At 69.0% G+C, this 12,844-nt stretch carries 8 protein-coding genes; 5 read left to right on the top strand and 3 right to left on the bottom strand.

Translation table 11 applies throughout. From position 1 onward, the window contains the following. Positions 1-30 precede the first annotated feature (30 nt). The 4 genes from AC1RU4_RS11645 to AC1RU4_RS11630 all read left to right on the top strand — a co-directional run bounded on the left by AC1RU4_RS11645 (position 31) and on the right by AC1RU4_RS11630 (position 7,035). The gene (locus tag AC1RU4_RS11645; protein ID WP_492891252.1) at positions 31-1,605 is read left to right on the top strand and encodes a Do family serine endopeptidase; all 1,575 of its coding nucleotides are present in this window, start codon (positions 31-33) and stop codon (positions 1,603-1,605) included. A 284-nt stretch (positions 1,606-1,889) separates the two neighbouring features. Beyond that, entirely contained in the window at positions 1,890-2,570 is a 681-nt protein-coding gene (locus AC1RU4_RS11640) for a winged helix-turn-helix domain-containing protein (RefSeq protein ID WP_492891251.1), read from the top strand. Further along, positions 2,554-3,990, top strand: a complete 1,437-nt coding sequence (locus AC1RU4_RS11635; protein ID WP_492891351.1) for a sensor histidine kinase — start codon at positions 2,554-2,556, stop codon at positions 3,988-3,990. Before AC1RU4_RS11640 ends, AC1RU4_RS11635 begins: the two co-directional genes overlap by 17 nt. Positions 3,991-4,104: 114 nt before the next feature. Further along, complete coding sequence (locus tag AC1RU4_RS11630; RefSeq protein ID WP_492891250.1) at positions 4,105-7,035, top strand: bifunctional [glutamine synthetase] adenylyltransferase/[glutamine synthetase]-adenylyl-L-tyrosine phosphorylase; 2,931 nt, start codon at positions 4,105-4,107, stop codon at positions 7,033-7,035. Between the two features lie 3 nt (positions 7,036-7,038). On the opposite strand, the gene AC1RU4_RS11625 is transcribed toward AC1RU4_RS11630, so the two are convergent. Both AC1RU4_RS11625 and AC1RU4_RS11620 read right to left on the bottom strand, forming a co-directional pair. Further along, the gene (locus AC1RU4_RS11625) at positions 7,039-8,166 is read right to left on the bottom strand and encodes an NAD(P)/FAD-dependent oxidoreductase (RefSeq protein WP_492891249.1); all 1,128 of its coding nucleotides are present in this window, start codon (positions 8,164-8,166) and stop codon (positions 7,039-7,041) included. A 44-nt stretch (positions 8,167-8,210) separates the two neighbouring features. Next, entirely contained in the window at positions 8,211-10,562 is a 2,352-nt protein-coding gene (locus AC1RU4_RS11620) for a PAS domain-containing sensor histidine kinase (RefSeq protein WP_492891248.1), read from the bottom strand. Positions 10,563-10,836: 274 nt separating this feature from the next. Between AC1RU4_RS11620 and AC1RU4_RS11615 the strand changes: the two genes are divergently transcribed. Then, the gene (locus AC1RU4_RS11615) at positions 10,837-11,376 is read left to right on the top strand and encodes a formaldehyde-activating enzyme (protein WP_492891247.1); all 540 of its coding nucleotides are present in this window, start codon (positions 10,837-10,839) and stop codon (positions 11,374-11,376) included. Between the two features lie 26 nt (positions 11,377-11,402). Here AC1RU4_RS11615 and AC1RU4_RS11610 read toward each other — a convergent pair whose 3' ends face one another. Then, the gene (locus tag AC1RU4_RS11610; RefSeq protein WP_492891246.1) at positions 11,403-12,833 is read right to left on the bottom strand and encodes a GGDEF domain-containing protein; all 1,431 of its coding nucleotides are present in this window, start codon (positions 12,831-12,833) and stop codon (positions 11,403-11,405) included. Between the last annotated feature and the right edge of the window lie 11 nt (positions 12,834-12,844).

Below are 12,844 nucleotides of genomic sequence, written 5' to 3'. Positions count from 1 at the left end.
TAGCGAAGGTCGATGAACGAGGACTGACATATGTCGCGCAACGCGCTTTCCGAATCCAACAAGACCTCCACCCTGCGCAAGAGCCGCAACCGTCTGCTGGCCGGCGTCTTCACGCTGGCGCTGGCCGGCGGTGCCGTCGGCGCTTTCCTGGCACCGGACGTCGTGACGCCCGCCTTCGCCCAGATCACCACCAACCAGCCGACCAACACCTTCTCCTTCGCCGACATCGTCGAGAAGGTCTCGCCCGCCGTGGTGAGCGTGAAGGTGAAGAAGGACGCGCCGGACGAGATGGCGATGAACGACGACGAGGCCGGCCCGCAGCAGGGCGTGCCGCCGCAGATCGAGCGCTTCATGCGTCGCTTCGGCTTCGGCCCCGGCGGCCAGGGCGGCCCCGGCATGGGGCCGGATCGCGGTCCCGGCGCCGGACCGAAGGGCCATGGCCGCGTGGTCGGCCAGGGTTCGGGCTTCTTCATCTCGGCCGACGGCTATGTCGTGACCAATAATCACGTCGTCGACGACGCCAGCGAAGTCGACGTGACCCTGACCGACGGCAAGACCTATACCGCCAGGGTGATCGGCACCGACCCGCGCACCGACGTGGCGCTGCTGAAGGTCGACGGCAAGGACAATTTCCCCTGGGTGAAGCTCGCCGCGGCCCCGCCGCGTGTCGGCGACTGGGTGGTGGCTGTCGGCAACCCGTTCGGCCTCGGCGGCACCGTGACCGCCGGCATCGTCTCCGCCCGCGGCCGCGACATCGGCTCGGGTCCCTATGACGACTTCATCCAGATCGACGCGCCGATCAACCGCGGCAATTCGGGCGGCCCGACCTTCGGCCTCAATGGCGAAGTCATCGGCGTCAACACCGCCATCGTCTCGCCTTCGGGCGGCAATGTCGGCATCGCGTTTGCGATCCCGTCGGAGACGGTGTCGGAAGTCGTGGACGCTCTCAAGAACGGTGGAACGGTGGCGCGCGGCTATGTCGGCGTCCAGATCCAGCCGGTGAGCGAGGACGTCGCCGACGCGCTCGGCCTGAAGGATGCGCAGGGCGCGCTGATCGCCCAGGTGCAGCCGGGCACGCCGGGCGAGAAGGCCGGCCTGAAGGCGGGCGATCTCGTCACTGCCATCGACGGGCAGGAGATCAAGGAATCCCGCGAGATGTCGCGTGAGATCGGCAAGATGAAGCCGGGCGCCAGCGTGAAGCTGAGCGTGCTGCGCGACGGCAAGCCGATCACCGTGTCGGTGACCCTGGAGCAGCTGCCCACCGACGTCGCCTCCAACGACCAGAAGGGCGGCGAGCAGGAGAAGGGCGACCGCAACGGCCCGCGCCTCGGCCTGTCGCTGGCTCCCGCCAAGGGCGTCGCCGGCGCCGGCGACCTGGGCGTCGTGGTGACCGAGGTCGACCCGAACGGTCCGGCCGCCGAGCGTGGCATCAAGGCGGGCGACGTCATCCTCGACGTCGGCGGCAAGCCGGTCTCCACCCCGGCCGACGTGCGTGCCGGCCTGCAGGATGCCCGCAAGGACAACCGCAAGGCGGTGCTGATGCGGGTGAAGTCCGAGCAGGGCACGCGCTTCGTCGCCATCTCGCTTGGCCAGCAGCGCGGCTGATCCGGCCGCCTGCATCAGCCGATCGAATTCGATCGGTTCCGGTTGCGGTCCGCTCCGTCGCCCCTTGGGCTGCAGCCGGTCCGATGGCGCGGGGGTCCGAAAGGGCTCCCGCGCCTGTCGTTTCAAGGCCCTGCGCGGGTGCCTCAACGATAGGCGGGAGGCCGATTATGCCGTACATCATGACCAGACCGACTTCCGCCGCCGATTCCCTTCGGTCGCCGGTGCGCCCCGCGGGCGGCGCCGACGCCTCGATGGCCGGCGGCCCCTCCGCTGAAGACTTCATCATGCGTCTGCTTATCGTCGAAGACGATCGTTCCGCTGCCGACTACCTGCGCAAGGCGTTTCGCGAGGCCGGCCACATCGTCGATATCGCGGGAGACGGTGAGGAGGGGCTCGCCCTGGCGCTCGACGGCGGCTACGACGTGCTGGTGGTCGACCGCATGCTGCCGCGCCGCGACGGCCTGTCGGTGATCACCGAGCTGCGTGGGCGCGGCGACGCCACCCCGGCGCTGATCCTCTCCGCCCTCGGCCAGGTCGACGACCGGGTGACCGGGCTGCGCGCCGGCGGCGACGACTATCTCCCCAAGCCCTATGCCTTTTCCGAGCTGCTGGCCCGCGTCGAGGCGCTGGCCCGGCGCGGCGGCCCGCAGGCCACCGACACGGTGTACCGCGTCGCCGATCTCGAGCTCGACCGGCTGGCGCATCGCGTCACCCGCGCCGGGCAGGAGATCGTGCTGCAGCCGCGCGAGTTCCGGCTGCTCGAATATCTCATGCGCCATGCCGGGCAGGTGGTGACGCGCACCATGCTGCTCGAAAATGTCTGGGATTATCACTTTGATCCGCAGACCAACGTGATCGACGTCCATGTCTCGCGGCTGCGCTCCAAGATCGACAAGGGGTTCGATCCGCCGCTTCTCCATACGGTGCGCGGGGCTGGATATGTCGTTCGTGACATCGCTCGGTAGGCTGCTCCGCACCACGGCGTTCAAGCTGATCGCCGCTTATCTCATTGTGTTCGCGGTGTTCGCCGGCTCGCTGATCGGCTATCTCGGCTGGCACACCCAGCGCCTCGTGACCCGGCAGGCCAGCGAATCGATCCAGGCCGACACCGACTTCATGAAGGCCCAGTTCGAGCGCGGCGGCATTTCGCGCCTCGTGCAGGTGGTGAACCGCCGGGCGCGCGCGCCCGATGCCGGCCTGTTGCTGCTGACCAGCTTCAATGGCGAGCCCGTGGCCGGCAACGTCCTGAACCTGCCGCTCAATTTCCTGTCGGAAGAGGGCTGGCGGGAGATCGACTATCTGCGATCCGACGAGGCCGGCAGGCCGCCGAGCCGGGCGCTGGTACATGTCGTCTACCTGCCGGGCGAGTTCCGGCTGCTGATCGGCCGCGACATCGTCGAGCGCGAGGAACTGCGCAAGATCATCATCGGGCCGGTGGTCTGGGGTCTTGTGCTGCTGGTGGTGCTGGGCGTCGCCGGCGGCCTGTTCGTGACGCGGCGGGTGCTGAAGCGCATCGACCAGATGACGGCGACCTCCGAGAGCATCATGGCCGGTAACCTCTCTGGCCGGTTGTCGGTCGCGGGCACCGGCGACGAATTCGACCGGCTTGCGCTGAGTCTCAACGCCATGCTGGAGCGGATCGAGGCGTTGATGGTCGGTCTCAAGCAGGTCTCCGACAACATCGCCCACGATCTCAAGACGCCGCTCACGCGCCTGCGCAACCGTGCCGAGGACGCGCTGCGCACCGCCGGCGGCGATGCGGAATGGCGGGCGGCGACCGAGCAGACCATCGATGAGTCCGACGAGTTGATCCGCACCTTCGACGCATTGCTGATGATCGCCCGCGTCGAGGCCGGGCAGGGCGGCATCGCGATGCAGCCGGTCGACCTCGCCGAGACCGCGACCGGCGTCGCCGAGCTTTACGAGCCGCTTGCCGACGAGCAGGGGCTCGATCTCGACGTGGCGATCGACGGCCCGCTGGTGGTGCGCGGCGTGCGCGAACTGCTCGGGCAGGCAATGTCGAACCTCGTCGACAATGCGATCAAATACGGCGCGCCTGATGTGCCGGGCCGGCGCGGCCGCATCACCGTTGCCGGCAGCCGCGACGGCGACACCGTGCGCCTCGTGGTTGCCGATGGCGGCGCCGGCATCCCGCCGGAGGAACGCGCCAATGTGCTGCAGCGCTTCGTCCGGCTGGAGGCGAGCCGCACGCGCCCCGGATCCGGGCTCGGCCTGTCGCTGGTGGCGGCGGTGGTGCATCTTCACGGCGGGGCGATCCGCCTTGAGGACAACGAGCCGGGCCTGCGGGTGGTGATCGAGCTGCCGGCCGATGTGGAGAAGGACGTCGATCTGCCGGCCGTTTCACCCGCCGAGGCAGCACTTTGACAATTGTTTGCCTATAGGGTGGGCAGCGGATGGGGGTGCGCTGACGACATGGCGGAACGACCGGGCAGACGGCAGACGGCACGGCAAGGTACGCGCGGAGGCCTGGCGGCACGCATGCGTGCCGCGGGCGAGCTGCCGTCTTCCGGGCCGGTTCAAAGGGCGCCGCATCCGCTGCTCGATTTGGTCGAGGCCGCCGACGACGAGACCAGGGCGCGCCTCGCCGCCGTGCTGGCGACGCTGCCGCAGGCTGCTTCGGTGCTGGCCGGCGTCTGCACGCATTCGCCCTTTCTCGCCGAACTGATCCGCCGTGACCCCGCCCGGCTGCTGCGCCTGCTCGACGACGATCCCGCCGCCGGCCTCGCCGAGGCGCGCATGGCAATGGCGAAGGCGGTGCGCGCCGCCCCGGACGAGGCCGGCGTGATGGCGGCGCTGCGCCGGCTGCGGGCCGAGACGGCGCTCACCGTCGCACTCGCCGATATCGGCGAGGTGTTCGATCTCGCCGCCGTGACCGGCGAGCTTGCCGCTTCTGCCGATGCGGCGATCTCGGCGGCAGTGGACCATCTGCTGCGCGAGGCGGTGGAGGGTCGCAAGCTGCACAGCTTCGCGCGCGGCGCCAGCGGCTATGTGGTGCTCGCCATGGGCAAGCACGGAGCGCGCGAACTCAACTATTCCAGCGATGTCGACCTGATCGTCCTCTACGACCCGGCCCGTGCGCCGCTCGGCAAGAATGTCGAGGCGGCGCCGTTCTTCGTGCGGCTGACCCGCCAACTGGTGCGGCTTATCCAGGAGCGCACGGCCGAAGGCTATGTCGCCCGCGTCGATCTGCGGCTGCGGCCGGACCCTGCCTCCACCCAGGTCGCGCTCTCGCTCGACAGCGCGCTCGACTATTACGAGCGCGAGGGGGCCACCTGGGAGCGCGCCGCCTATATCAAGGCACGGCCGATCGCCGGCGATATCGCGCTCGGCGAGAGCTTCCTGCAGCAGATGGCCCCCTTCGTCTGGCGCCGCTCGCTCGACTATGCGGCGGTGGCCGATGTGCATGCGATGAAGCAGGAGATTCATGCGTTTCGCGGCCATGATGCGGTGGCCGTCGAGGGGCATAACGTCAAGCTCGGGCGTGGCGGCATCCGCGAGATCGAGTTTTTCGCCCAGACGCAGCAGCTCATCGCCGGCGGGCGCGACGCCCGGTTGCGTACCCCGCGCACGCTGGAGGCGCTGGAGCGGCTCAACGAAGACGGCTGGATCGGCAAGGCCGCACGCGACGAGCTCGGCGAGGCCTATCTCTATCTGCGCCGGGTCGAACATCGGTTGCAGATGGTGGCCGACGAGCAGACCCACACGCTGCCGGACGAGGCCGCGGCGCTCGAAGAGTTCGCGGCCTTCATGGGCTATCCCTCGCGCGATGCTTTCGCCGCCGAACTGACGAAACGGCTCACCCGCGTGCAGCACCATTATTCCCGCCTGTTCGAGGACGCCCCGCCCCGCGCGGCGGTGGAGGGACGGCTCGACTTCCCCGCCGCGGCCGACGACCGCGAAACGTTGGCGACGCTGCATCGCCTCGGCTACGCCCAGCCGCAGGCCGCCAGCGCCACCGTGCGCAGCTGGCTCTCCGGCGAGGTGCGGTCCCTACGCAACGCGGCGGCACGCGAGCGGCTCGCGACCATCGTGCCGCTGCTGCTCGACGCGCTGGCGCGCGGCGGCGAACCCGACCGGGCGCTTGTCGCCGCCGAGCGCTTCTTCCACCAGCTGCCCGTCGGACTGCGGCTGCTCTCGGCGCTTGCGCGCCATCCCGATCTGGTGCGCCTGCTTGCCACCATTCTCTCGACCGCGCCGCGGCTCGGGGAAATCCTTGCCCAGCGACCGGCCCTGTTCGACGCGCTGCTCGACCCGGCCTTCTTCGGCGCACTGCCGGACGAGGCGACGCTGGAGGCGCGGCTGCGTGCCCTGCTCGCCGAGGCGAGCGACGAGGAGGACCGGCTCGACCGTGCCCGCCGGTTCCGCCAGGAGCAGCATGTGCTCACCGGGGTACGGGTGCTTTCCGGTACGCTGACGGCCGCGCAGGCCGGCGAAGCCTTCGCCCGGCTCGCCGACGTGGTGATCCGGGTGCTGGGCGAGACGGTTATCGAGCGCTTCCGCGAGGCGCACGGCGCCCTTGCCGGCGGCGAGGTGGCGGTGCTGGCCATGGGCAAGCTGGGCGGTCGGGAGATGACCGCCGGATCCGACCTCGATCTCATCGTGCTGTATGATTTCGACGACGAGGCGCCGGATTCGGACGGTTCGCGCCCGCTGCACGGTACGCAATATTTCGCCCGGCTGACCCAGCGGCTGGTAAGTGCGCTCACCACCCCGACCAATGCCGGGCGGCTCTACGAGGTCGACCTGCGGCTGCGGCCTTCCGGCCGCGCCGGGCCTATCGCCACGAGGCTGCCGGCCTTCGAGCTCTATCAGGCGCAGGATGCCTGGACCTGGGAGCACATGGCGCTGACCCGAGCGCGCGTTGTGCTCGGCTCGCCGGTTTTCCGTACCCGCGTGGAGGCGGCGATCGCTGCGGTGCTGCGCCGCGGCCGCGATCCCGCGCGGCTCGCCGCCGACATCGTCGACATGCGCGGGGCGATCGCCGACGAGAAGGGCGACGCCGACGCCTGGGACCTGAAATATGCCCAGGGCGGGCTGGTCGACCTCGAATTTCTCGCCCAGTTTCTGGTCCTCGCCCACGGCGTCGCACATCCCGAGATCGTGCAGACCTCGACCGCGCGGGTGCTGGCCGGCGCCGGCCGTGCGGGAGTGATCGAGACGGCGGATGCGCAGGTGCTGACGCGGGCCTGCGTGCTGCTGCACGACCTCACCCAGGTGCTGCGTCTCGCGCTTTCCGGGCCGTTCGACCCGGCGCAGGCGAGCCCCGCCCTGCGCCAATTGCTGGCCCGTGCCGGCACCATGCCGGACTTCGCCACGCTCGACGCGCATATGCGCGAGACGCAGCGGGAGGTGCGGGCCATCTTCACCCGGCTGCTCGCATCGTCCAAGCCACGTGGCCGCCGGCGCTGAGGATCAGGCTGCAAGCTTCCCGGCGACGAGGTCGCCGAGGACGAGGCTGGCGGTGAGGCCGGGCGATTCGATGCCGAACAGGTTTACCAGTCCCGGCACGCCATGTTCCGCCGGCCCGTCGATGCGGAAATCGGCGGCCGGCGCGCCGGGCGGGGTGATCTTCGGCCGGATGCCGGCATAGGCGGGCGTGAGCACGCCATCGGGCAGCGCCGGCCAGTAATGCCGGATCGCGCCGTAGAAGCGCTCGGCGCGGGCGGGATCGACGTCATAGTCGATGGCGTCGATCCATTCGGTATCTGGCCCGAACCGCGCCTGGCCGCCAAGATCGAGCGTGAGGTGCACCCCGAGCCCGGCCGCCTCCGGCACCGGATAGACCAGCCGCGAGAACGGCGCCCGGCCGGGCAGCGAATAATAGGAACCCTTGCAGAGATAGGCCGGCGGGATATGGCCTGGATCGAGCCCCGCGATCGACCGCGCCAGGGCCACCGCGCCGTTACCCGCAGAGTTGATGAAGCTGCTGGCGAGCAGCGTCATCGGCTCTGCGCCGCCGACATTCAGCACGATGCCGTCGGCGGTCACGTAGCCGCCGAGGATCGGCGCATTCAAGGCGATGGCGCCGCCGCGGTCCTCGATATCGCCCCGCAACGCCAGCATCAGTCCATGGCTGTCGACGAGGCCGGTGGAAGGCGAGAGCAGCGCCGCATCCGCCCTCAGAGCCGGCTCCAGCACGCGCAGTGCGGGGCCGTCCAGCACGTCGAGATCGGTGACGCCGCAGGCTGTGGCGCGGGCGTGGATGGCGTCGAGCTTGGCGATCTCCGTCTCGCCATTGGCGACGATCAGCTTGCCGCAGCGCTTGTGGCCGATGCCGCGTTCGGCACAATAGGCGTAGAGCGCCTCCCGCCCGGCGACGCAGAGCCGCGCCTTCAGCGAGCCCGGCGGGTAATAGATGCCGGCATGGATGACCTCGCTGTTGCGGGCCGAGGTCTCCGAACCGATGAGGCCGGCGGCTTCCAGCACCAGCACCTCGCGGCCGGCCAGCGCTAGCGCCCGCGCGGCGGCAAGCCCGACCACGCCGGCGCCCGCCACCACGCAATCGATGGGTACGGCATCGTCAGCGGGACGGTCGGTCATGGCAGGCGTTCCGGGCGGCAGGCAATGGAGGGCGGCGAGCCATGCTAATGCGTCGCCATCCCTTCGGACAGAGCGGCGCCGAAGCGATAGTGCAGGGCGGGCCGGCCATTGAGCGGCAGGCGGATGATCACCGTGGTGCCGACGCCCTCGGATGAGCGGATGCGCATGGTGCCGCCATGCAGTTCGACTAGCGACTTGGCGATGGCGAGGCCGAGGCCGGAACCCTTATGGGTCTTGGTGAACTGACTCTCCACCTGCTCGAAGGGCCGGCCGATCTTGGCGAGCGCGCTCTTGGGGATGCCGATGCCGGTATCCTCGATGACCAGCAGCGCCGACTGGTTGGTGCGACGGGTGCGCAGGGTGATCCGGCCGTGCTCTGGAGTGAACTTGATGGCATTGGAAATCAGGTTCAGCGCGATCTGCTTGAGCGCCCGCCGGTCGGCCTCGATGGTGAGGTCCGGGTCGGCCTCGGAGATCACGGCGAGCTTCTTCTCGTCCGCCCGTACCGACATGACGCGGATGGCGTCGGCGACGATCTCGTCCAGCTTGGTCGGTTGCAATGTGAGCTGCATGCGGCCGGCCTCGATGCGCGACATGTCGAGAATGTCGTTGATCACGTCGAGCAGGTAGCGGCCGCTGTCGCGGATATCGCGGGAATATTCGTTGTACTTGTCGCTGCCGAGCGGGCCGAACAGGCCGCTCTCCATCAGTTCCGAGAAGCCGATGATGGCATTGAGCGGCGTGCGCAGCTCATGGCTCATATTGGCGAGGAATTCCGACTTGGCGCGGTTGGCGTCCTCGGCCTTGTTTTTCTCGTCGGCATAATTCTGCGCGAGCTCGGCCAGTTGGAGCGCCTGCATCTCCAGCGTCTGCTGCGACTTGCGCAGGTCGGCCACCAGCGCCATCAGCCGCTTCTCGCTGTCCATCAGCCGTTCTTCGTGGCGTTTGAGCGCGGTGATGTCGGTGCCGACCGAGACATAGCCGCCATCCTTGGTGCGGCGCTCGGCGATCTTGAGCCAGCGCCCGCCCTCGATCTGCGCCTCGAAGGCGCGGGCGCCTTCCTCCGGCCGGTCTTCCGAGCGCAGCGGGATGCGGACCACCGGCTGGCGCAGCTGGGCGGCGATCGTGTCGAACGGGGTTCCCGGGGCGAGCGAGGTGTCGATGAAGCCGTGCAGCGCCTGGAATTTCGAGTTGCACAGCACGAGACGGTTGGAGCTGTCCCACAGCACGAAGGATTCCGAGATGCTTTCGATGGCGTCGCGCAGCCGCATGTCGGCGGTGGCGGTGCGCTCGGCGAGGCGGCGCTCCTCGGTGACGTCGATCGCGATGCCGACGAGGTGCGGCGGCTCGCCGTTCTCCTGCGGCACCACCTCGGCCCGCGCCCGCAGCCACACCCAATGGCCGTCGGCATGCTTCATGCGGAACACCCGTTCGATGGTCCGTCCCGGCTTGTCGGCGATCTCCTTGGCCATGTCGTAGAGATTGACGTCATTGGGATGCACGAGGCCGCTGACGTCGCCGAAGGAGACGAGATCGTCGCGCGGCTCAAGGCCCAGCATCTCGAACATCGATTCCGACCAGAACATGCGCCCGCGTCCCATGTCCCAGTCCCATAGGCCGCAGCGGCCGCGCGACAGGGCGGTGTCGATACGGGTGCGCACCGTGTCGTAGATGCCGTCGGCCTCGCGGGCGCGGGTCGCCTGCCAATGAAAGGCGAAGCCGAGGATGAGCAGCACGCCGCCGGTGGTGCTGAGCAGGGTGACGGTGAGGATCGTGTCCGACTGCCAGGTCGACAGCGCGCCGGACAGGGGCTGGATCGCCACCAGCTGCAGCGCCTGACCCGGCAGGTTTCGTACCGTCGCGAGGCCGGACCGTCCGTCGGCGAGGACGACGTCCAGCACGCCGGCGCTTTCGGCGAAGATGGTCAGCGCCTGCGAATTGGCCAGCACGAAGCGGATATCCGCCGTCGTGCCCGGATCCTCGTCGCTGGCGGCCCGCACCGCGCCGCTCGAATCGGCGAGCCCGTAGCGGCGCCGGGCTTCGGCGGCACGGGCCGGAAGGCTGGCCTTCAGCGCGGCTGACAGGGACGCGGGGTCGATCTGGCTCTGGCCGTGGGCCGATCCCTGCCGCTGGCGCAGTTCACTGGCGACAGCGAGGGTGAACAGCGCCAGCTCGTCCTTGGCGTCGGTGATCGAATCGGTGCGATAGGCCCGAATCTGCACCAGGGCGGCGACCGCGACGATGGCGATGAAGGCCACGATGAGCGCCGGCACCGCCTTGCGCATGAAGGGCTCGGCGTCGACCAGCCGCTGATAGGCGGGTCGTGCGACCGATCGCGCCAGACCGCGCATGGCCTGAACGCGCACGGACGCGCCCGCAGCGTTGGCGCGTGCCATCGCCGGCCTCCCCCAGTACTTTTGCCCTGATCCCAATGTCCGGTATCGCCGTGAACGGCACCCCGAATCACCGCTGATTTGAATCGAATCGACCCCATCGTGTCCAGAGTCTCTGAGAGTCAAGTTAACGATTCGGCAACTTTAAGGGGTGGCCTTGCCGCGCCGGGCCTTGCGGCTCATGGCTTGGCGGCCGGACGACAAAAGCGCGGCATGGACGGCCGGGGTCCGGTGGTGCTAAGGGCGGCCGCAGCAGAGGCTACTAAGGGGAAAATCGATGAGCGACCTATGGTTCCGCACGGGTGAGGCGACCGTGCTCGCGGCGGATGGCCAGTTCACCGACGCCATGCCGGAGATCCTCATCGGCTCGGTCCGCGGCCCGGCAGGGCACGCCTTCGCCTCGATGATGGGCCAGGCGGTCGGCCATACGCGCATGTTTGTCATCCGCGACCTCAACCAGATGGTGCGGCCGGCGACCATGATGACCACCAAGGTCACCATCCCGTCGGCCGAGTATGTCGAGTTGCTTGGCGGCGTGATCCAGGCGGCGATCGGCGACGCCATCGTCGACGCGCTGGCCGAGGGCCTGCTGCCGAAGGACCAGGCCGACGAACTGTGCATGATCGTCATGGTCTGGCTCGATCCGCGCTGCCCCGAGGACCCGAACCTCGACCGGGCCGATCTCTACCGCACCAATTACGAGGCGATGAAGATCGCCATCGAGCGCGCCCTGACCGGCAAGCCCACGGTGGATGAGCTCATCGCCAATCGCCGCACCGTGAAGCACTACGCGCTCGACGGCGTGGTCGAATACTGAGGCGTGGTCGAGTACCGAGGCGCGATTCAATCCACCGGCGCGGCGGCCTCGCCGCGCTCGACGATGGAGGTTTCGATCCGATCCTCGGGAAGCCGGCGGGCGAGGGCGATATGGTCGCGGCCGGCATTCTTGGCGGCGTACAACGCCCGGTCGGCGGCCTGGACGAATTGATGCGGCGTGCGTGATTCCGGCTGCTGGTCGAGGGTGAACAGCGTCAGCCCGATGCAGATCGTCACCGCGCCGAACGGGCTGCCGCGATGGGTGATGGCGAGTCGCGCCACCGCGGCCGTCATGCGCCGGGCGATGGTGATCGCATCGGCCTCGTCGACGTCGACGAGGATCGCCGCGAATTCTTCGCCGCCGTAACGGGTCACCAGATCGCGCGTCGGCCGGACCTCGTGCTGGAGCGCCTCGGCAACGGCGCGCAGGCACTCGTCGCCGGCCGGGTGGCCGTAGAGGTCGTTGAACGACTTGAAATAATCGACATCCATCATCAGGAGCGCAATGGTCGGCCGCTGGCGCCGGGCGCGCCGGAATTCGCGCTCGAGGAACTTGTCGAACTTGCGCCGGTTGGGCAGTTCGGTGAGGCTGTCGATCTCCGCCAGCAGCCGCAGCCGGCGATTGGCGAGCAGAAGGTCGTGTTCGAGCGCCCGGCGCTGGCGGATGGTCGCCTCAAGCTCGCGCTCCACCTCCTTCTGGCGGGTGATGTCGATACTGGTGGCCAGCACGCGGGCCGGCCGGCCATCGGATGTGTAGGCGGCCACCTTGCCGCGGCTGAGGATGAAGCGCCAGCTGCCGTCCTTGTGGCGCAGCCGGTAGGTCGCCTCGAAATCGTTACCTTGCCCCGCAAAGATCGGCGCCATCGCCGCCTGCACCACCTTGCGGTCGGAGGGATGCACGATGCGCCAGGGCTCGTCCTGATCGGCGAGTTCCTCCGGCGAATAGCCGAGCGCCCGTTTCCACTGCTGGGAGCGCCATACCCGATTCTCGATGAGGTCGTAGTCCCACACCCACTGGCCGGCGCTTTCCAGCGCGAAGCTCGATCGCTCGACGGCATGTTGAAGGGCGTCGCGGGCGTCGGTCGACGCGGTGACGTCGAGCAACGCCAGTGATACGCCGCCTGCGAATTCCGCCGCGGACAGGCGCAACATGAGTGCATGCCCGTCGCGCTCGATCGCCAGATCGTCTTCGATGCAGGCATCGTCCGTCGGCCTGCCGCTCGCCGCCGCAAGCCGGTCGAGCAGGGCGTCGCTGCCGGTGAGCCAGTTCCCGAGCGGCGTGCCGATCACGGCTGCGCGGTCGGCTGAAATCAGGCGAAGGAAGCGCTCGTTGCAGGCGAGGATACGGCGATCCGAAGCAAGGGTGCACAGTCCGACCGGCGCTGCCTCGTAGGCCGCTTCGCCGGCGGACGGAGCAGCGGGTTCGTCAGCAGAGGGGCCGGGCGCCCTGTTGTGCATGAGATGGTCGG

Source organism: Ancylobacter sp. GW821-FHT10E12 (genome assembly GCF_058809335.1).
Note: the sequence above shows the minus strand (reverse complement) of the source record. Positions and strands in the feature narration are given on the sequence as shown.